Annotated in this window: 16 protein-coding genes; 5 read left to right on the forward strand and 11 right to left on the reverse strand. The window is 66.0% G+C overall.

Features of this window, described 5'->3' with window-relative positions; translation table 11 throughout:
* Positions 1 to 142: 142 nt before the first annotated feature.
* Positions 143 to 1,351, reverse strand: a complete 1,209-nt coding sequence (locus ACM26W_RS18590; RefSeq protein ID WP_416138439.1) for a M24 family metallopeptidase — start codon at positions 1,349 to 1,351, stop codon at positions 143 to 145.
* A gap of 244 nt (positions 1,352 to 1,595) precedes the next feature.
* Between ACM26W_RS18590 and ACM26W_RS18595 the strand changes: the two genes are divergently transcribed.
* Positions 1,596 to 1,718: a hypothetical protein gene (locus ACM26W_RS18595; protein ID WP_416138440.1), complete on the forward strand. Its 123-nt coding sequence runs from the start codon at positions 1,596 to 1,598 to the stop codon at positions 1,716 to 1,718.
* Positions 1,718 to 2,173 (forward strand): thioesterase family protein, encoded by a 456-nt coding sequence (locus tag ACM26W_RS18600; protein ID WP_416138441.1) that lies wholly within the window; start codon positions 1,718 to 1,720, stop codon positions 2,171 to 2,173. The genes ACM26W_RS18595 and ACM26W_RS18600 overlap by 1 nt, the downstream gene beginning before the upstream one ends.
* Before the next feature lie 106 nt (positions 2,174 to 2,279).
* Here ACM26W_RS18600 and ACM26W_RS18605 read toward each other — a convergent pair whose 3' ends face one another.
* Positions 2,280 to 3,386, reverse strand: coding sequence for an FAD-binding oxidoreductase (locus ACM26W_RS18605; protein WP_416138442.1), 1,107 nt, complete (start codon positions 3,384 to 3,386; stop codon positions 2,280 to 2,282).
* A 329-nt stretch (positions 3,387 to 3,715) separates the two neighbouring features.
* On the opposite strand from ACM26W_RS18605, the gene ACM26W_RS18610 reads away from it, so the two are divergent.
* Positions 3,716 to 5,002 (forward strand): aromatic ring-hydroxylating oxygenase subunit alpha, encoded by a 1,287-nt coding sequence (locus ACM26W_RS18610; protein ID WP_416138443.1) that lies wholly within the window; start codon positions 3,716 to 3,718, stop codon positions 5,000 to 5,002.
* A 58-nt stretch (positions 5,003 to 5,060) separates the two neighbouring features.
* Here ACM26W_RS18610 and fdhF read toward each other — a convergent pair whose 3' ends face one another.
* The 8 genes from fdhF to ACM26W_RS18650 all read right to left on the reverse strand — a co-directional run bounded on the left by fdhF (position 5,061) and on the right by ACM26W_RS18650 (position 16,825).
* The gene (gene fdhF, locus ACM26W_RS18615; protein WP_416138444.1) at positions 5,061 to 7,904 is read right to left on the reverse strand and encodes a formate dehydrogenase subunit alpha; all 2,844 of its coding nucleotides are present in this window, start codon (positions 7,902 to 7,904) and stop codon (positions 5,061 to 5,063) included.
* 11 nt (positions 7,905 to 7,915) lie between these two features.
* Complete coding sequence (locus ACM26W_RS18620) at positions 7,916 to 9,634, reverse strand: NADH-ubiquinone oxidoreductase-F iron-sulfur binding region domain-containing protein (RefSeq protein ID WP_416138445.1); 1,719 nt, start codon at positions 9,632 to 9,634, stop codon at positions 7,916 to 7,918.
* A gap of 159 nt (positions 9,635 to 9,793) precedes the next feature.
* The gene (locus ACM26W_RS18625) at positions 9,794 to 10,192 is read right to left on the reverse strand and encodes a RidA family protein (protein WP_416138446.1); all 399 of its coding nucleotides are present in this window, start codon (positions 10,190 to 10,192) and stop codon (positions 9,794 to 9,796) included.
* 25 nt (positions 10,193 to 10,217) lie between these two features.
* On the reverse strand, positions 10,218 to 10,985 hold the full coding sequence (locus ACM26W_RS18630) for an Ldh family oxidoreductase (RefSeq protein WP_416138447.1): 768 nt from the start codon (positions 10,983 to 10,985) through the stop codon (positions 10,218 to 10,220).
* On the reverse strand, positions 10,982 to 12,742 hold the full coding sequence (locus ACM26W_RS18635) for a hypothetical protein (protein ID WP_416138448.1): 1,761 nt from the start codon (positions 12,740 to 12,742) through the stop codon (positions 10,982 to 10,984). Before ACM26W_RS18635 ends, ACM26W_RS18630 begins: the two co-directional genes overlap by 4 nt.
* Complete coding sequence (locus tag ACM26W_RS18640) at positions 12,735 to 14,321, reverse strand: BCCT family transporter (protein WP_416138449.1); 1,587 nt, start codon at positions 14,319 to 14,321, stop codon at positions 12,735 to 12,737. Before ACM26W_RS18640 ends, ACM26W_RS18635 begins: the two co-directional genes overlap by 8 nt.
* Positions 14,322 to 14,367: 46 nt before the next feature.
* Positions 14,368 to 15,360, reverse strand: coding sequence for a dipeptidase (locus tag ACM26W_RS18645; RefSeq protein WP_416138450.1), 993 nt, complete (start codon positions 15,358 to 15,360; stop codon positions 14,368 to 14,370).
* 22 nt (positions 15,361 to 15,382) lie between these two features.
* Positions 15,383 to 16,825 (reverse strand): aldehyde dehydrogenase family protein, encoded by a 1,443-nt coding sequence (locus ACM26W_RS18650; RefSeq protein WP_416138451.1) that lies wholly within the window; start codon positions 16,823 to 16,825, stop codon positions 15,383 to 15,385.
* Positions 16,826 to 16,919: 94 nt separating this feature from the next.
* Between ACM26W_RS18650 and ACM26W_RS18655 the strand changes: the two genes are divergently transcribed.
* Positions 16,920 to 17,807, forward strand: a complete 888-nt coding sequence (locus ACM26W_RS18655; RefSeq protein WP_416138452.1) for a LysR family transcriptional regulator — start codon at positions 16,920 to 16,922, stop codon at positions 17,805 to 17,807.
* A gap of 263 nt (positions 17,808 to 18,070) precedes the next feature.
* Here ACM26W_RS18655 and fdhA read toward each other — a convergent pair whose 3' ends face one another.
* Positions 18,071 to 19,264, reverse strand: a complete 1,194-nt coding sequence (gene fdhA / locus ACM26W_RS18660) for a formaldehyde dehydrogenase, glutathione-independent (RefSeq protein ID WP_416138453.1) — start codon at positions 19,262 to 19,264, stop codon at positions 18,071 to 18,073.
* 405 nt (positions 19,265 to 19,669) lie between these two features.
* Here fdhA and ACM26W_RS18665 point away from each other — a divergent pair, with 405 nt between their 5' ends.
* Positions 19,670 to 20,203, forward strand: coding sequence for an invasion associated locus B family protein (locus ACM26W_RS18665; RefSeq protein ID WP_416138454.1), 534 nt, complete (start codon positions 19,670 to 19,672; stop codon positions 20,201 to 20,203).
* Positions 20,204 to 20,248 lie beyond the last annotated feature (45 nt).

Consider the following 20,248-nt stretch of genomic DNA (forward strand, 5'->3'; position numbering starts at 1 on the left):
GCCTGTTCAAGCAGTACATCCCCGATACCTTAAGGCAACCCATAGAACAAAATTACATGAGATAATCACCAGAATAAGCAGCGAGGGACGTGAACTGATCTTTACTCAAAAAAGGGGAGCATCGGCTCCCCTTTGGTTGATCTTACTTGATGATATTGTGCTCCGGCCCATACGGGAAGCCGGTGATGTTCTCGGCCCCGTGCTCGTTGACCACCAGGATATCGTGTTCGCGGTAGCCACCGGCTCCCGGCCGGCCTTCCGGCACCATGATCATCGGCTCCATGGAGACCACCATGTTGGGCTCGAGCACGGTCTCGATATCTTCACGCAGCTCGAGGCCCGCCTCGCGGCCATAGTAATGGCTCAGGGTGCCGAAGGAGTGGCCATAGCCGAAGGTGCGGTACTGAAGCAGGTCATGCTTGGCGAAGATCTCGTTGAGCTCGTGGGCGATGTCGCAGCAGCGCACGCCGGGCTTGATCAGCTCCTGTCCGCGACGGTGGACTTCACAGTTCGCTTCCCACAGGCGCAGGTGCTCATCGGAGGCGTGGCCGAGGAACAGGGTACGCTCCAGGGCGGTATAGTAGCCGGAGATCATCGGGAAGGTGTTGAGACTGAGGATATCGCCGGGTTGCACGCGGCGACTGGTCACCGGGTTATGGGCGCCGTCGGTGTTGATGCCGGACTGGAACCAGACCCAGGTATCCATCAGCTCGCTGTTCGGATAGGTCTTGGCGATCTCACGCACCATCGCCGCCTGACCGGCCAGCGACACCTCATACTCCGGCACCCCAGCGGTGATGGCATCGCGTACGGCGACGCCACCCACATCGGCGATGCGCGCTCCCTGGCGAATCAGCGCGATCTCCTCGGCGGACTTGATCATGCGCAGCTTCATGGTGGGCACACCGATATCCACCAGCTCCACGTCGCCCAGGGCGGCCAGCAGCTTCTGCTGGTTCTGCAGCGTCAGGTGGTCGAACTCGACGCCCACACGCCGCTTGCCTTCGCAGAGCTGCTTCACGGCCTTGAAGAAGTTGTCCTTCTGCCAGTCGGTATAGACGATATTGTCGCCCAGCCGGTTGCGGCGATAGGGCTGGCCGCCATCGATGTTGGCCGTCACCGTGGTGAAGCGCTCCTGGGTCACCACCAGGCCATAGTCACGGCCGAACTTGCAATATACGAAATCACTGAAGTAGTTGATGTTGTGGTAGGAGGTCAGCACTACCGCATCGATGTCATGGGCGGCCATGGTCTGGCGCAGGCGGGCCAGGCGGCCCTGCATCTCGGCATCCGAAAACGTCGGAACGACCTTCTCACCGTTGGGGATTTCGATCAGTGACGGCAGTTGCATCTTGTTATCTCCTCATTGTTCCAGGGTAATCGCCTTACCAGCCAGGGCGCTTCCGGCCCCTTGATGCCGGTTGCTGTCGCCCCTTGCTTGCCATGTCATGCAGGTTACTGCTGGTGAAAATGACTATGGCCAGGCGCGCGCGGCGCGACCAATGACTAGTGCAAATGCACGCATTGATGGAGGCAATGCCCTTTGAAACCATGAGGTTATTACCCCTCACGCCATTCGCTGACAGGAGCCGACCATGAATCGCAATGTGATCCTCACCTGCGCCGTCACCTGTGCCGCCGACGACTTACTGGTGAAGCTGCTCAACCTGGTACAGAAGTACTGGCCCGAGGCCGAGGGCCTGGAGGGAGGCATCTGATGATCATCCTGAAGAGCCGCGTCGCCCCCGAGTGGGTCGACTACAACGGCCATATGAACGATGCCGAATACGCCCGGGTCTTCTCCCTGGCGCTGGAGGCGCTGATAGATCGTATCGGCCTGGACGCCGCGGGCCGCGCCCGCCACGTCTATACGATCTACACCCTGGAGACCCATCTCTGCTACCGCCGCGAGGCCCACGAGGGGCAGCCGCTGAGCGTGGCGCTGACCCTGCTGGATCGCGACGCCAAGCGCCTGCACCTCTTTCTCGAGCTGTTCGACGAGGACGACAACCTGCTGGCCACCAGCGAGCAGATGCTGATGGGCATGAATCAGGAGAGTGGCCGCCCGGCGTCCTTCCCGGCCCCAGTGGAGGCGGCCATCGCCGCGCTGCCCCACGCCGAAGCCGGCGCCTGGCCGGAACTGGCCGGGCGCACCATCGGCATCCGAGGCTGAGCGGGGCCACCCTGATGATCGGCCACCAACGGGGAGGGCTGTCAGACGACCTTCTTCATGCACAACCCGCCAGCCATGTTAGGCAAGCGCTATCCTGATGCAGGCCTCAGTAGTTCACCACCACGTCGCCCAGCGGCTTGCTGCAGCAGGAGAGGATATAGCCGTCCGCCACGTCCTCATCGGTGATACCGCCGTTGTGTTCCATGTCGACCTGGCCAGTGTCCAACGGCACGCGGCAGGTCCCGCAGATCCCCATTCCGCAGGCCTTGGGGATATGCAGGCCCAGCTTGGCGGCGGCGCTGTGCACCGTCTCGCCCGGCTGGATGCGCACGCTCTTGCCCGACTGGCGGAACTCGACGCTGATCATCTCGGCAAGATCGAACCCCTCGGCCTCGGCCTCGGCCTGCTCGACGTGCTCGATCACCTCCTCCTGGATAGCCAACGGCGTGGCACCGAAGGACTCCTCGTGGTAGTGCTCCATGTTGAAGCCCTTTACCCGAAGCAGCTGCTTGATGGCCTCCATGTAGGGCGTGGGGCCACAGCAGAAGATCTCGCGGTCCATGAAGTCCGGCGCCATCAGCTCGAGCATCGGCAGGCCGAGGTAGCCGCGAAAACCGGCCCAGGCATCCCCCAGTTCGTCGCTGCGTTCGCAGACGATGTGCAGGCTGAACTCGGGAATCCGCGAGAAGATGTGTTCGAGTTCCCGATGGAAAATGATGTCGTGCGGCGTCCGCGCGCTATGCACGAACTGCAGGTCCACGGCCGCGTTGGTGTCGAAGAACCAGCGTGCCATGGACATCAGCGGGGTGATCCCGACACCACCGGAAAGCATCAGCACCTTGTCGGTGGGGTAGTCAATGATATTGAAGTTGCCAACCGGCCCATGGACGGCCAGCTCGTCGTTGATCCTCAGGTTGTCGTGCAGCCAGTTGGAGACCATTCCCCCCGGGATGCGCTTGACGGTGATCGAAAAGCTGTAGGGAACGGACGGCGAGCTGGAGATGGTGTAGGAGCGCATCACCTGTTGGCCATCGATCTCCAACTCCAGCGTCACGAACTGCCCGGGTTTGAAGAAGAACATCACAGGCTGTTCGGCCATGAAGCAGAAAGTGCGAGTATCCCAGGTTTCCTGGATCACCTTGACGCAGCGCACCAGGTGACGGCCGTTGGTCCAGGTCTGGGTCGTGACGGGGTTGAGAAAGCTCGTTGTCATTATCGTATCACCCGGGCTGCAGCAAAAATGTCTCCGGCTGCGGTACTACCGGTTGCCGTTGTGCGCATTCTGCGCAGGCTGATGTTCCGCGACTTGCCTGCCAGCGACACCGACATGCCCGTGGCCTCCGGCCTGGCCATCTATCGTAGCGCGTCGCGTCGCTGCCGTATCACCGGGCGTCGCGGCGAGACAACTGCCCTCCAGGCCGCTGATTCACACTCGTCACACCCCGTCACAGTCATCGCCCGTGAGCGGCCATCCACAGGATCCCGGTTCTCCCCGAACAATCCCCAGGCCGCCCGAGCGGCCCTGCAAGAGGACGTATCGCAATGGACCCCATATTTCCCGCTCGCCTGGATGATCCCCTCGCATCGGCAGGCGAGGCCACCGTCGAGATGTTGGTCAACCGCCAGCGCAACTTCTCGCTGCCCCAGCCCTTCTACAACGACGCCCGGCTATTCGCCCTGGACATGCAAGAGATCTTCGAGAAGGAGTGGCTGTTCGCCGGCATGACCTGCGAGATTCCCGCCAAGGGCAACTACATGACCTTGGAGATCGGCGACAACCCGGTGATCCTGGTGCGCGGCAACGACGGTTCCGTGCACGGCTTCCACAATGTCTGCCGCCACCGCGGCTCCAGGCTCTGCGTCAGCGAGAAGGGCAAGGTGGCCAAGCTGGTCTGCCCCTACCACCAGTGGACCTACGAACTGGACGGCCGCCTGCTGTTCGCCGGCAGCGACATGGGCGATCACTTCGACCTCGCCGCCTACGGCCTCAAGCCTGTGCAGGTGAAAACCGGCGGCGGCTTTATCTTCGTCAGCCTGGCCGAAGAACCGCCGGCCATCGACGACTTCCTGACCACCCTGAATCACTACCTCGAACCCTACGACATGGAGAACACCAAGGTGGCGGTGGAGTCCTCCATCGTCGAGCAGGCCAACTGGAAGCTGGTGATCGAGAACAACCGCGAGTGCTACCACTGCAACGGCGCCCACCCGGAGCTGCTCAACTCCCTGCTGGAGTTCGACGACACCGACGACCCGCGCGCCACCCCAGCCTACAAGACGCTGGTGGCGAAGAAGCAGGCCGACTGGGACGAGCAGCAGGTGCCCTGGCAGCTCAAGCGCTTCGGCGGGCGCAATCGTCTGACCCGCACCCCGCTGCTCGATGGTGTCGTCTCCATGACCACGGATGGACGGGCGGCGTGCAACAAGCTGATGGGCCGGCTCGAGAGCCCTGACCTGGGCTCGCTGCGCATCCTCCACCTGCCCAACTCCTGGAACCACTTCCTGGGCGACCATGCCATCGCCTTCCGAGTGCTGCCACTGGGCCCTCAGGAAACCCTGGTGACCACCAAGTGGCTGGTGCACAAGGACGCCGTGGAGGGGGTCGACTACCATCCCGAGACGATGCGCCGGGTATGGGACGCCACCAACGACCAGGATCGACGCCTGGCCGAGGAGAACCAGCGCGGCATCAACTCGAAGGCCTACGAGCCGGGTCCCTACTCCGAGACCTACGAGTTCGGGGTGATCGACTTCATCGACTGGTACAGCGAGCGGATGCAGGAGAACCTGGGGCATAGTGTCCCGAGCCTGCAGGTGGTTCGCGGCTAAGCCTTCCGCCATACCCGCCGGGGCCCGCCATCGCGCGGGCCCTTTGGCATGTCAATGTTCAGGCAGGCTGGAGGCGGCAGGCCGCGTACTTGAACTCGGGGATCTTGCCATCGGGGTCCAGCGCCGGATTGGTCAGGAGGTTGGCCGCCGCCTCCACATAGCAGAAGGGCACGAACACCATCCCCTCCACCATCTGCGGGTCGACCCGCGTCTTCAGGGTGATGGCGCCACGCCGGGTGGTGAGGGTGATCGGCTCGCCCGGCGTCAGGCGCAGGCGCACCAGCTCCGCCGGGGCGAGGCTCGCCACCGCCTCGGGCTCGAGGTCGTCGAGTACCCGGGAACGGCGGGTCATGGAGCCGGTATGCCAGTGCTCCAGCTGGCGCCCGGTAATGAGCACCGTGGGGTAGTCGCCATCGATGGGTTCATCCGGCGGCAGCGGCCGGGTCGGGGTGAACTTCGCCCGCCCGCTCGCGGTGGGGAAGGCATCGCTGAACACCACGTCGGCCCCGGGGGCGTCGTCGGCGGGGCAGGGATAGGTCACCGAGCCCTCGCGCTCCAGGCGCTCCCAGCTGATGTGGTCGAGCGAGGGCATGCCCTGCTTCATCTCGGCGAACACCTCGCGCGGGTGGGTGTAATGCCAGCCCAGGCCCAGGCGGTTGGCGAGCTCCTGGATGATCCACCAGTCGGGCTTCGCCTCGCCGGGCAGCGGCACGGCGGCGCGCCCCAGTTGCACCTGGCGGTTGGTGTTGGTCACCGTGCCGTCCTTCTCCGGCCAGGCCGAGGCCGGCAGGATGACATCGGCGAACTGGGCGGTCTCGGTGACGAACAGATCCTGCACCACCAGGTGCTCGAGCTTGGCCAGCGCCGCCCGGGCATGGTCGAGGTCCGGATCGGACATCGCCGGGTTCTCGCCGAGGATATACATGCCCTTGATGGTCCCGGCGGCGATGGCATCCATGATCTCCACCACGGTGAGCCCCGGGGTCGCGTCGAGCGGCGTGTTCCACAGCTCCTCGAAGGCGGCGCGCACCTGGGCGTCGGTCACCGGCTGGTAGTCGGGCAGCACCATGGGAATCATGCCGGCATCGGAGGCGCCCTGGACGTTGTTCTGGCCACGCAGCGGGTGCAGCCCGGTGCCGGGGCGTCCGGTCTGGCCGCAGGCCAGGGCCAGCGAGATCAGGCAGCGCGCATTGTCGGTGCCATGCACGTGCTGGGAGATGCCCATGCCCCAGAAGATCATCGCCTTGTCGGCGGTCGCGTAGAGCCGGGCGAGCTCGCGGATCAGCGCCGGCGCGACGCCGCAGGCGGGCGACATGGCCTCGGGGGTCAGCTCGCGCACATGGGCCTTGAGCGCCTCGAAGCCCTCGGTGTGGGCATCGATGTAGGCCTGGTCATAGAGCTCCTCATCGACGATGACGTGGAGCATGGCGTTGTAGAGCGAGACGTCGCCGCCGGGGGTGAAGCGCACGCTGCGGTGGGCGTAGGTGTCCAGCGCCTGACCGCGGGGGTCGAGGATGATCAGCTTGGTGCCATTACGCGCCGCCTGCTTGAAGTAGGTGGCCGCCACCGGGTGGTTGATCGCCGGGTTGCAGCCGGTGAGGATCACCACATCAGACTCGAGCGCCTGCATGAAGGAGGCTGTCACCGCCCCCGAGCCGATGCACTCCATGAGGGCCGCCACCGAGCTGGCGTGACAGAGCCGGGTGCAGTGGTCGACGTGGTTGCTGCCGAAGCCGGTTCGCACCAGCTTCTGGAACAGCCAGGCCTCCTCGTTGGAGCACTTGGCGCTGCCGAAGCCGGCCAGGCCATCGGGCCCCTGGGCCGACTTGATTGCCTTCAGGCCGTCGGCGGCGAGATCCAGCGCTTCCTCCCAGCTCGCCTCGCGGAAATGCGTCAGCGGTGTGGTCGGGTCGAAGTCGGGGTCGAGCCCCTTGGGCACGCCCGGCTTGCGGATCAGCGGACGGGTCAGCCGCGAGGAATGGTAGGGGTAGTCGAAACCGTAGCGCCCCTTGACGCACAGCCGGTTCTGGTTGGAGGGGCCGTCGCGGCCCTCGACGAAGAGGATGCGCTCGTCCTTGATGTGGTAGGTGAGCTGGCAACCCACCCCGCAGTAGGGGCAGACCGAATCGACGGTGCGATCGGCGATCTTGGAGTCGCCCCGCCCTTGCGCGTCGATCAGCGTCGCCGACATCAGCGCCCCGGTGGGGCAGGCCTGAACGCATTCGCCGCAGGCCACGCAGGTGCTGTCGCCCATGGGGTCGTCGAAGTCGAAGACGATCTTCGACGCCGCCCCGCGGTGGGCCAGGCCGATGACGTCGTTGCCCTGGACCTCGCGGCAGGCGCGCACGCAGAGGTTGCAGGCGATGCAGGCATCGAGATTGACGGCCATCGCCGAGTGGCTGGCGTCATGGCCCTGGGCATGGGGGAGCGAGGCCGACCGCTCGGCGACATGGTGCACCGTGGGGGCGTCTCGCTCACTGCGTGCCGGCAGCCGCTCGCGCACCGCGGCGGCATCGATGGCAAGCTGATCGGCCATGGCCCAGAAGTGGCTGGAGCGGTCGGGGCCGTCGTGGCGCTCGGGCTGGTCGGCGATCAGCAGTTCCATCACGCCCTCGCGGGAGACCCGGGCGCGCTCGGAGCTGGCGCTCTTGACCACCAGGCCGGGGGTGGCCTCGCGCAGGCAGCTCGCCGCCAGCACGCGCTCGCCCTCGATCTCCACCATGCAGGCGCGACAGTTGCCGTCGCTGCGGTAGCCGGGGGCGTCCTTGAAGCACAGGTGGGGGATGGTCTCGCCGGCGCGCTTGGCGACCTGCCAGAGGGTCTCACCGGGATGGGCGGTCACTTCCACGCCATCCAGGGTCAGGGTAAAGGTCTCGGCGTTCGGGGTCTGCGTGGTCTGCATGGTCTGCCTCCTTACCCTTTGACGATGACGTTCTGGGCGGCGAGTTCACCGCGGAAGTCGCGCAGCAGGCTCAGCACCGGATTGGGTGCCGCCTGGCCCAGGCCACAGATGGAGGCGTCCTGCATCACCTGCGCCAGCCGCTCGAGCGCCTCGACGTCCCACGCGTCGCGCTCGAGCAGGGTCAGCATCTTCTCGGTGCCGACCCGGCACGGCGTGCACTGGCCGCAGGATTCGTCGGCGAAGAAGGCCAGCAGATTGGTGGCCACGGCGCGCAGGTCGTCCTGGTCGGAGAGCACGATGATCGCCGCCGAGCCGATAAAGCAGCCGTGTTCCTGAAGCGTATCGAAATCCAGCGGAATGTCTGCCTTGCTGGCCGGGAGGATGCCCCCGGAGGCACCGCCGGGCAGGTAGCCGGCCAGGCGGTGGCCCTCGGCCATGCCGCCGCCGTACTCCTCGACCAGCTCGTTCAGGGTGATGCCGGCGGGGGCCAGGTGAACGCCGGGCCGCTTGACCCGCCCGGAGAGCGAGAAGCTCCTCAGGCCCTGCCGGCCGTGGTGGCCGTGGCCGGCGAACCAGTCGGCGCCCTTCTCGTGGATGAGCGGAATCCAATAGACGGTCTCGACGTTGTTGACCAGGGTCGGCCGGTCGAAGAGCCCCTGCTGCGCAACGAAGGGCGGGCGATGGCGCGGCTTGCCCGGCTTGCCCTCCAGCGACTCGATCATCGCCGACTCCTCGCCGCAGATGTAGGCGCCGGCACCGCGACGCAGCACGATATAGCCCGGCGCCACCAACTCGGCAGACTCCAGCTCGGCGATCGCCTCGCGCAGCACCCGGTGCAGGCCGGGGTACTCGTCGCGCAGGTAGAGATAGAGGGCCTCGGCCTCCACCGCCCAGGCGCTGACCAGCGCCCCCTCGAGGAAGCGGTGCGGCGAGCGCTCCAGGTAGACGCGGTCCTTGAAGGTGCCGGGCTCACCCTCGTCGGCATTGATCGCGCAATAGCGCGGCCCCGGCTCCTGGCGCACAAAGTGCCACTTCTTGAAGGTGGGAAAGCCCGCGCCGCCCAGGCCGCGCAGGTTGGCGGTCTCCAGCGCCGCCATCAGCGCCTCGACGGTGACGCGTCCCTCGCGGCAGTCGGCGAGCAGCCGATAGCCACCCTCGGCGCGATAGGCCGCCAGGCGCTGCCAGAGAATCGCCTCGGGATGGAAGTGGCCGGTATCGACCACCGCCTCCACGCCCTCGGCGGTGGCGAACAGCACATGGTGGTGCCCCACTTCCACCACCGGCGCCGTCTCGCAGCGGCCCATGCAGGGCGCCCGTACCACCCGCACCGCCTGCGGGTCGACGCCGGCCTCCAGTTGCGCCTTGAGCGTCGCCGCACCAGCCAGCTGGCAGGAGAGCGAATCGCAGACCCGCACCGTCACCGCCGGCGGCGGCGCCTGGTCGTCATGCACCACGTCGAAGTGGGCATAGAAGGTCGCCGTCTCGTAGACCGCCGCCATGGGCAGGGCCATGTAGGCGGCCAGCGCCCGCAGGGCCACCAGCGACAGGTGGCCGTAAGCGTCCTGGAGGGCGTGCAGGTGCTCGATCAGCCGATCGCGGCGCCGCAGCGAGGCGTCCTTGCGCTCGTCGCCGAGCAACTGGCGCAGCGAGGCCAGGGCGACAGGGGGCAGGTCACGACCACGGGGCCTGCCGCGGAAGCGGCGCTGGGGGGTGACGGTCTCGACGGTCATGGCGGGCTCGTTGTTGTGCTTGTGAGGTGACGCGATATCGTTGACTTCCCGACCCTTCACGGGCGACGACGGACATCATCGGCATGGTGTCACCCGCCCGTCATCAGGACAATGGCCTGGCATCGGGCAGGTGAGCGAATGGATATGAGAATGTCGCTCTCAGCACGTCTCGCCGTTGGTGGTCTCCTGCATGGCAGCATAGGCCACCATCTCGACGAGCATCTCCTCCCGGGCGAACCCCGAGACGATGATGGCGGCGCGGTTGGGATAGGGTGCGCTGACGGTCTCGGCATAGAGGCGATTGACCGTGGCAAGGTCCTCGCGACGGGTCACGTAAATCAGCACCTGGGTCAGGTCGTGCATGTCACCCCCGGCACAAACCAGGGTGTGACGCAGGTTATCGAGGGTTTGTCGGGTCTGGGCCTCGATACCACCGTCGACGACGGCACCATCGGCGCCGATCGGAATCTGGGCGGTGAAGAGGATGCCGTTACCAATGACAGCCCACTCCAGCGGGGCCTTGGCGGCATAGAGGTCGGTGGCAACTGGATGGATCATGGAGACGTCTCGTGAAGTTGGAAGGTCAGTCGTTGTCATTGACGCCGGCACCGGCGCCGCCGCGTGAAGCCTCGCTGGCTTCCACCAGGAGGCGATGGGCCAGCGCCTTGAGACGCGCCCAGATGGCGTCATCCACCTCGATCCCGTCTTGCAGCGCCTGCTGGCGACAGGCCAGCAGCTCCGACTCGGAGTGGCGGGCCAGCAGGTCCAGATCGTGATCGGTACCCAGGGAGGGCAGCAGCTCCACATGATTGGCCATCACCAGGGTGATACCGTCATTGGGTTCGTTCTCCTCGGGCACGTCAGGCACCGAGTAGATACGCACCTCAGGCGTGGTGTGGCCCGCGCGGAACCCCACCACCTGCTCGGTGAGCGGCTCCTGGGCATTGCGCCAGAAGGCGGTGATATTGATGCCGCGCCCCGCCAGGCGCGCCAGGTAGCCCATGATCAGCTGGCGGTTGTGACAGCGACGAATCTTCACCACCGAGAGTCCCCGGGCCCGGGCCTTGGCAAAGCCGAGCTCGGTGGCCAGGCTGATGCTGCGCAGCACGCTGTGGCCCTGCCCGTCCAGCACCGCTAGATCGCCATCCTGGTAGATCACCCGGGGCAGCGCCTCGGGATCCTCCGCAAGCAGGAAGTCCAGGCCGCGATTGAGCTGATCGATGCCGTTGAAGCCGTGACACTGCATCCAGGCGACCATGTCGGCGGCATCGGCGGCATCGCCCTCCTCGAAGCCGATCCCGCTGAACGCCTTGCGGCAGAGCCCTTGCAGTTCGTTGAATGACACCTTCATGCGGATACCTCCCCCGATAATGACTGGGGATTCACTAGCCCGCCCTCTCGGCGGGGCTCGAGGGGAAAGCTCCAGTCATCGAAATCACTCAGGTCTTCCGGTTCGGCATTGAGCTCCTCTACCAGCGGTGCTCCCTGGAACAGGGTGATCCGCACCCAGAGGTCCGACTTGGGATCGAAACGGCTCGCCCCGAAGAAGGAGAGCTTGGTGCGCAGCAGGTGCATCGGCTTCATGTCGCGATGCCAGAGATTCGCATGAATATCGCCATAGGGCGCCTTGGCCAGGGTCTGGATGCGGCGCACGACTCCCTTGTGGCGAGGATGCTCGAGCAGGAAGTCGACCACCTTGGCTCGCGGCTGGACCTCGAGGAAAGCGCATATGTCCCGGTGGGTCCGCGCTACCCGTGGCCCCATCGCGATGGGTATCTCCTTCTCGGCCCCGGGTTCGGCATGGCGCACCCCGAGCCGCGGCTCTTCCTTCTCGGCAGAGCGATACCAGAACCAGTAGGCGCCTTCCGGGCTATCGTAGTCGTAGGCCAGTGCCCATCCATAGTGGGTCTCGATCAACTGTCGCAGGCGCATGAGCGGCATGTCGGGCTCGAGATCGAGGTTCTCTTCAACCCCCATGTGATCCTCCAGGGCATCCACCTGGTCCGGGTAGAGCTCGATCAACAGGGTATTGATCAGCTCCTGGGCTTCCAGTGGCAGGGTTCGAACGCTCCACTCGACCAGCTGCTGCCAGAGGTCGGCGTCCAGCGGCACGCTTTCAAGCCAGGTCAGCACATCGGGAAGTGCGGCCACGGTAGCGGCATTGCGTTCGCTCTGCTCGGCATCCTCGGTGACAGTCTCATCGAGATGCCGCATGGCGCGTCGGGTCAACTCGATCAGACGAGCACGATCGGTTTCCTCCGGCACCTGGCGCAGGGCCAGCGTCAGCGCCGTCTCCCGCTGGGCGACCCATTGGGCAATCAGCTGGGGGTGATTGATCAGGAAGGGCGCCATGCCGAGCCCCGTTGAGTTGCCGATGCCCAGGTAGCGGCGCAGCTCGGTGGCCAGCGGGCAGGCGGTCGCGGGTGCACGACAGGCTGCCAGGTGCTCCACCTGCTCGATGGAGAAGTGACGCAGCAGGTAGACACCAGCCATCTGTGCCGAGAAGGGTCGCCGGAAATCAGGGTTGTCCAGCAATCGGGCGAAATCGGCGATGCCGAACTTGCCGTTGCCGTAGACCGCTGTGGTGCGATAGAGATAGCCGACGCGGGTCAGCCAGGCGGGGTCGGGCTGCTCGCCACGGGACAGCGCCTCGACGAAGTGAGCGAAGTTGCGCAGGCTCTTGTTGGCCCGCGACAGCACCAGCACCCTGGGGTGCTGACGCCCCGCTTCCTGGAGCGGCACATTGGCGGCCATCTGGGCCAGCAGGCTGTCGTCAACGTCGCCCTCCACCATGCCGAAGGTCACGTCCCAGGCCTCGGCGATCACCCGGTCGGAGCGGTGCGCATCATCCAGCGGCTGGGCGAACATCACGCCGTGGTAGCGGCCATGGGGCGTCTGCAGCCGATAGATGGCTGTACCATGCCCGTTGGCATCCAGGTCGAAGCGCACCCGGCTGATCTGCCACCGCTGACGAGCCATCTGGCGCACCAGGCTGCGCACGAAGCTCAGCCGGGTGGCATGCAGGCTGCCGAGCCGCTCGAGTTGCATTACCTCATCGGCGGGACGCAGACCCAAGGGGGTCGCCGCCAAGCTTTCCGTATCAGTCATTGACGATCACCTTGGGACGAGTGGTAAGACCCTGCTGGCGTGCCATGGCATAGGCCGCCTGGGGGCCGAGCCACAGCGAGGGCAGCAGCACCAGGGAGACGGGAATCGCGGTGATCACGATAAACTGCTGCAGCACGCCGATCTGACCGGCCCCCATATAGAGCAGGATGGCCGCCATCAGCGACATGACCACGCCCCAGAAGATGCGCACGGCAGTATGCGGCTGGTCGTGACCGGTGCAGACCACGGCGATGGCATAGCTCATGGAGTCGCCGGTGGTGGCCACGAAGATGGTGGTCAGCAGCAGGATAGCCAGGGCCATCAGGGTGCCGCCGGGCAGCGCCTGGGCCACGGTGAGGGTCGCCACATCGAACTGGAAGTTGTTGAGCGCCTCGCCGAGGTCGATCACCCCACTGAGCTGGTAGTGGATCCCCGAGCCGCCCAGGAGGGTGAACCACACCGTGGTGGCGATGGGCGCCATCACCGCCACCGCCAGGATCATCTGGCGGATGGTGCGCCCCCGGGAGATGCGCGCCACGAAGATCGCCATCAGCGGGCCATAGCCGATGAACCAGGCGAAGAAGAACACCGTCCACCACTGCATCCACCAGCCCGGGGCGGTTTCCGAGGTCATGGTGGACATGGCCAGGAAGGAGCTCAGGTACTCGCCGAAGCCCTGCAGGTAAGCGTTGGTGAGAAAGAGGGTCGGCCCGAACAGGAAGATGACCGAGGCGATGGCCAGCGCCAGGAAGACATTGAAGCGACTGAGCAGCTGAATACCGCGATGGATGCCGGTGGCCGCCGAGGTGACATAGAGCGCGCCGAGCACGATCAGAATCACCAGCTGGGTCGCATAGCCCTCGGGGACACCGACCAGCTCATGCAGGCCGAAGCTGACCTGGGTCGCCAAAAAGCCGATGGGCCCCACGGTCCCTGCCACCACGGCGATCACGCAGCAGGCATCTACCACGCCGCCGACCCAGCCGCGCATCAGGCGCTCCCCCAGCACCGGGTAGAGCAGGGTGCGCGGCTGCAGTGGCAGGCCCTTGTCATAGTGCCAGTAGGCCAGCACCACGGCAGTCAGGGAGCCCAGCACCGCCCAGGCCAGGAAGCCCCAGTGCATGAACGATTGGGCGAGCGCCCCGGCCACCGCCTCCACGGTGCCCGGCTCGCTGTCAAAGGCCGGCGGTGTGACCACGAAGTGGTAGACCGGCTCGCCGGCGGCGAAGAAGACCCCGCCCCCGGCCAGCAGGGTGCACATGATAATGGAGAGCCACTTGAAGGTGCTCAGCTCCGGGGTGTCCAGGCCGCCCACCTTGGCGCTGGCCGCCGGCGAGACCGCCAGTCCCATGGCGATAAAGAAAGTCAGCAGCAGCAGTAGCTGGAAATAGGCGCCGAGCACGGTGGCGGTCCAGGCGAAGCCGGCGCCGATGGCATCGGCCACGCCCTCCATGTCATACAGCGACAGGACCACAAAGAGCACGATAAAGCCGCTGCTCAGGCCGAGCACGACGGGATCACCCAGGGACTGGAGTCGCTTGCCAGTGTGGGAGTCTAACGCTTGGGATGGTGAAGTCATGGGAGTGCCTCGTTGTATCGTTGTTATGGTGAGAGGGCGATGGGCGTCAGGAAGATACCGGCACGGCGGCACGTTCGAGCAGTGCCACCCAGTTGCGTCCCATGATGCGTTCGACCTCCTCCTCGGCGAAGCCGTGCCGTCGCAGCCCCTCGATCAGCTGGGGAAAGTCGCGGCTGTCGCGCAGCCAGGGCAGCGGTCGCGGCCAGCCGGCATTGCTGGCGCTGCCCTCGCCATAGTCCATCTCCTTGGACCAGCGACCATTGCGCATCCACTCCAGCACCGAGACCGGTTGGTCCTGGCAGAGGTCGGTACCCAGGCCCACATGGTCGATGCCCATCAGATCGACGGTGCGGGCGATCATGTCGCAGTAGGCCTCCAGGGTGCAGTCCGGGCCATCCTTGAGGTGGAAGGGGTAGGCCGAGAAGCCCAGCAGGCCGCCGCTCTCGGCGATTGCCGCGAGGACGCGGTTCGACTTGTTGCGCTTGGCCGGATGGAAGAACTCGGGGTTGGCATGGGAGATGATCACCGGCCGCTCGGAGAACTCGATGGCCTCGAGGGTGGAGCGCTCGGCGCTGTGGGACATGTCGATCACCATGCCGACCCGGTTCATCTCGCGGATCACCTGGCGCCCGAAGCGGGTGATGCCGCTGTCCTCGCTCTCGTAGCAGCCACAGGCCAGCAGGCTCTGGTTGTTGTAGGTGAGCTGCATGATCAGCAGGCCCAGGCGGCGCATCACCGCCACCATGTCGATATCGTCCTCGATGGGCGAGCAGTTCTGGGCCCCCAGGAAGATCCCCACCTTGCCGGCCTCCCGGGCACGGAGGATATCGGCGGGCGCCAGCACCGGCATGATCAGGTCGGCGTGCTGATCGAAGCGACGGTTCCACTCCCCCAGCCGGGAGAGGGTCTCCCGGGTGGTCTCGTGATAGACCAGGGTGGCATGGACGGCATCGACGCCGCCCTCGCGCATCTGCTGGAAGATCTCCCGGGACCAGTTGGAGTACTGCAGGCCGTCGACGGTCAGGATTTGCTTGGTCATGGAATGCTCCTCGAGCCTGGCATCAGTTGGCTTTGACATAGCAGGTCTTGACCACGGTGTAGAACTCCCGGGCATAGCGGCCCTGCTCGCGGGGGCCGAAACTCGAGTCCTTGCGACCGCCGAAGGGCACGTGGTAGTCGGTGCCGGCAGTGGCCAGGTTGACCATCACGCAGCCAGTCTCGGCGCGGGCCTTGAACTCGCTGGCCAGTTTCAGGGAGTCGGTGATGATGCCGGCGGTGAGGCCGAAGTTGGTGTCGTTGAGGGTCGCGATGGCCTCGTCCATGTCCGCGACCTTGATCACGCAGGCGATGGGGCCGAAGACCTCCTCACGGTTGATGGCCATGGCGTTGGTGGTCTCGGTGAACAGGGCCGGCGCCATGAAATAGCCGTCGCTGCCGCACTCAAGGCGCTCGCCGCCGAAGACCAGCGCGGCGCCGTCTGCCTTGGCGCGCTCGATCCAAGCCAGGTTGGATTCCAGTTGACGGGCCTCGGCCACCGGGCCGATCTGCACCCCCTCCGCCAGGGCCGGTCCCACCTTGGCCCTGGCCAGGCGGGCCACCAGCTTCTCGACGAAGGCATCGTGGATCGCCTCATGCACGATCAGGCGTGACGAAGCGGTGCACTTCTGGCCGGTGCCCGAATAGGCACCGTTGTAGGCGGCCTCCACGGCCAGGTCGAGATCGGCGTCCTCGGCGACGATCAGCGCATTCTTGGAACCCATCTCCAGCTGGCACTTGACCAGGTTGCCGGCAGTGGCCGCCGCCACGCGGCGCCCCACGTCCAGTGAGCCGGTGAAGGTCAGGGCATCGATCTCGGGGCTCGAGATCAGTGCCTCGCCGACGCTGCCGCCAGCGCCCATCACCAGGTTGAAGGTGCCGGCGGGCAGTGCCTGGCGACTGATGATCTCGGTTAGCGCCCAGGCGCTGGCGGGCACCAGGTTGGCGGGCTTGAAGATCACCGCATTGCCGAAGGCCAGCGCCGGGGCGATCTTCCATACCGCCGTGGCCATGGGGAAGTTCCAGGGGCTGATCACCCCCACCACCCCCACCGGCTCGCGACGGGTCTCCACCTCGACCCCGGGGCGCACCGAGTCCACCCGCTCATCGATCTGGCGCAGCACCTCGGCGGCGTAGTAGTGGAAGAACTGCGCCGAGCGGCCCACCTCGCCGATCCCCTCGGCCAAGGGCTTGCCCTCCTCGCGGGAGAGCAGACGCCCCAGTTCCTCCTTGCGGGCCGCCAACTCGTCGCCGATGGCCATCAGCAGCCCATAGCGCTGCTCCAGGCCACTCCTGGCCCACTCGCGCTGGCCCTGCCTGGCCGCGGCGATGGCCTCGTTCACCTGGGCGGCGCTGGCCTGGGCGTAGTGGCCGATCAGGTCACTGGTGTCCGAGGGGCTGTGGTTGGCGATGGTGCTCTCGCCCTCGCGCCACTGGCCAGCGATGAAAAGCGGATAGGAATGGGACATGGGATACCTCCTGGATAGCGTTGACGTCATCCTAGGAGAGCCACCAAGATAAGGATAATCAATAAATACGATAAAATGATCAGGAAGACTTACCATGCTGCCCGAACTGAAGCTCCAGCCGCTTCGCTGCGTGCTGGCCATCACCGACCAGGGCGGCTTCCATGCCGCGGCCAAGCATCTGCATCGCAGCCAGCCGGCGATCTCCATGGCGGTGCGCGACCTCGAGGAACGTCTCGGACAGCCACTCTTCGAGAAGGGCAATGGCAAGGCAGCGCTGACACCCTTCGGTCAATGGTGCCTGCCGCGCTTTCGTGAACTGGTGGCCCACCACGACCGGGTAAGCCGCGATGCCCTGGCCATGGCCTGCCACCAGGCCGGTCGAGTGGACATCGCGACGGTGCCCTCGGTGGCCAGCCGGCTGATGCCCGGCATCCTGGCAAGCTTCGTGATCGACTTCCCGGGCATCGAGATCAGCCTGCAGGATGGCCACTCCGAACTGGTCAGCCAGATGGTGCTGACCGGCGAGGTGGAGTTGGGCATCACCAGCCTCTGGCAACCCGAGCAGGGACTGGACTTCATTGCGCTGCTGCACGATGCGATCGGCGTGGTGTGCCGAGACGACCACCCACTAGCCACGAAGGAGCGACTCCACTGGCGCGAGCTGGTCGGACACACCCTGATCCGCAACGGAACTTCGCGTCTGCTCGAGGGCTCACCGGCCGCCGAACTGCTCGAACGCAGTACCCTGTACATCTCCAACATGATCTCGCTGACCGCCATGCTCGAGGCGGGCATCGGCATCACCACCCTGCCGCGCCTGGCGTTCCAGGAGGAGCATGCCCGGCTGCGCTTCGTGCCCCTGGCGGAACCCCGCCTGGAGCGCCGGATCGGGTTGATCTGCCGGGCCGGCGTCAGCCTGTCGCCGGCGGCCGAGGCGATGCAGCGGTATGTGATGGCCTACCTGGCCGACCGGAGTGCGTGACCGCAGGCCCCGTGGGGGTCAATTCCCGAACTGGCTGGCGGCACCACCTTTTGGCGCTAGCCCTCGGCCAGTTCAGGCACTCCTTAGGCAGCCACGCTGCCGTGGGGGTCAATTCCCGAACTGGCTGGCGGCATCACCCTTTGGCGCTAGCCCTCGGCCAGTTCAGGCACTCCTTAGGCAGCCACGCTGCCGTGGGGGTCAATTCCCGAACTGGCTGGCGGCATCACCCTTTGGCGCTAGCCCTCGGCCAGTTCAGGCACTCCTTAGGCAGCCACGCTGCCGTGGGGGTCAATGACGAATTTCTTGGCCGCACCACCATCGAAGTCGGCGTAGCCACGGGGCGCCTCATCCAGGGAGATCAGCTCGACGTTGACCGCGTCGGCGATCTTGACCTTGCCGAAGAGGATCGCCTGCATCAGCGGGCGGTGGTACTTCATCACCGGGCACTGGCCGGTGTGGAAGCTATGGGATTTGGCCCAGCCGAGGCCGAAGCGCATGCTCAGGGCACCCTGCTTGGCGGCGGCGTCGGCCGCACCGGGGTCCTCGGTCACGTAGAGGCCCGGGATGCCGATCTGGCCGCCGGCGCGGGTCAGCGACATGGCCGAGTTGAGCACGGTGGCAGGCGCCTCCTTGCCGTGGTTGCAGCCGCAGGCGTGGGCCTCGAAGCCGACGCAGTCGACGAAGGCATCGACCTCACGCTCGCCGAGGATCACCTCGATCTTGTCGGCCATATCGCCATCCTGGGTCAGGTCGAGGGTTTCGCAGCCGAAGCTGCGGGCCTGGGCCAGACGTTCTTCGATCATGTCGCCGACGATCACGCAGGCCGCGCCCAGCAGCTGGGCGGAGACCGCCGCGGCCAGGCCGACCGGGCCGGCGCCGGCGATGTAGACGGTGGAGCCCGGCCCGACGCCGGCGGTGACGCAGCCGTGGAAGCCGGTGGGGAAGATATCGGAGAGCAGGGTCAGGTCACGGATCTTCTCCATGGCCTGGTCGGCATCCGGAAACTTCAGCAGGTTGAAGTCCGCGTAGGGCACCATGACGTACTCGGTCTGTCCGCCGACCCAGCCGCCCATGTCCACGTAGCCGTAGGCGGCACCGGGGCGCGCCGGGTTGACGTTGAGGCAGATGCCGGTCCGGCCCTCCTTGCAATTGCGGCAGCGCCCGCAGGCGATATTGAACGGCACCGAGACCAGGTCACCGGGCTGGATGAATTCGACGTCGCGACCACACTCGACGACGAGACCGGTGATCTCGTGGCCCAGCACCAGGCCGGAGGGCGCGGTGGTGCGTCCGCGCACCATGTGCTGATCGCTGCCGCAGATGTTGGTGGTAACGACTTTCAGGATCACACCGTGATCACATTTGCGATTGCCGAGGGCGAGCTCCGGATAGGGAATGGACTCGACGGCGACGTTGCCCGGCCCCTTGTAGACGACGCCGCGGTTGGCTTGGCTCATGGCTGGCTCCTTGATGTTGTGGCCACGGACAGCGTGGCGGTGGCGGAGACTTCCGCTGCTCCAGCCTAGGCCCTCCAGGGCGGCCCTCTTGCTCCACAGAGGCATCCGCATGCCTGTTCGAGACATCGTCCCGACGCCATGGGCCGACGGACAATCAAAGGTCGCTTTCAGGACACCGCCCTCCTCCTCCCCCCCCACCAACAATGCCCGGGCCCCGGGCACCGATGCCGGGGTTCTTGTCGATGACTCCCGCGCCGCCTGGCAGGGGTGAGGCTGACCTCGACGTCGCAGGGTCAAGCAGGCATGGTTATCCTCTCGGTATCCGCCAAGACATCAGGTGAATACCGGAGTGACACCCACCGACCCAGCGTTCATGGTCACTCACACCAAGGAGGAACTCCCCCCATGTCGAACCGTTTTGCACAACGCCTGTGCCTGACCGCCCTGTTGTCGCTGCTGGCGCTGGCCTCTCATGCTGTCGCCCAGCAGGCCCCTCCGGAGAGCGCCGGTGCCGATGTCCAGACCGAGCAGTTCCGGGACTGGGAGGTGATCTGCCCGCCCGACAGCCACCAGGGTGTCTGTACCATGAACCAGCTGGTCACCAACCCGGACAGCAACGACCCCCTGATGCAGGTGATCGTGGGCTATCCCCCCGAGCTCGAGGGGCAGCCGGCGATGACCTTCCTGCTGCCGCTGGGCGTGCGACTCGCCCCGGGCCTGCAGCTGAGCGTGGGCAGCGCCCAGCCGGCCCCGTTCCCCTACCAGGTCTGCCTGGAACAGAGCTGTCGCGCCGACCTGCCCCTCGAACCGTCCCTGCTGCAAGCACTGCGCGGCGGCAGCAGCGCGACCCTCAGCCTGATCGGCCCGCGCGGCAACCGCATGGACCTGGATATCTCACTGATGGGCTTCACCGACGCCAGCGCGAGCATCGCCCCCTGACGGTCGAACCTGCCCCGCCCAGACGACAGCCCCGGCCGGGTGCCG

This window comes from Halomonas sp. HK25, from assembly GCF_047795635.1.
Taxonomy (GTDB): Bacteria; Pseudomonadota; Gammaproteobacteria; order Pseudomonadales; family Halomonadaceae; genus Halomonas.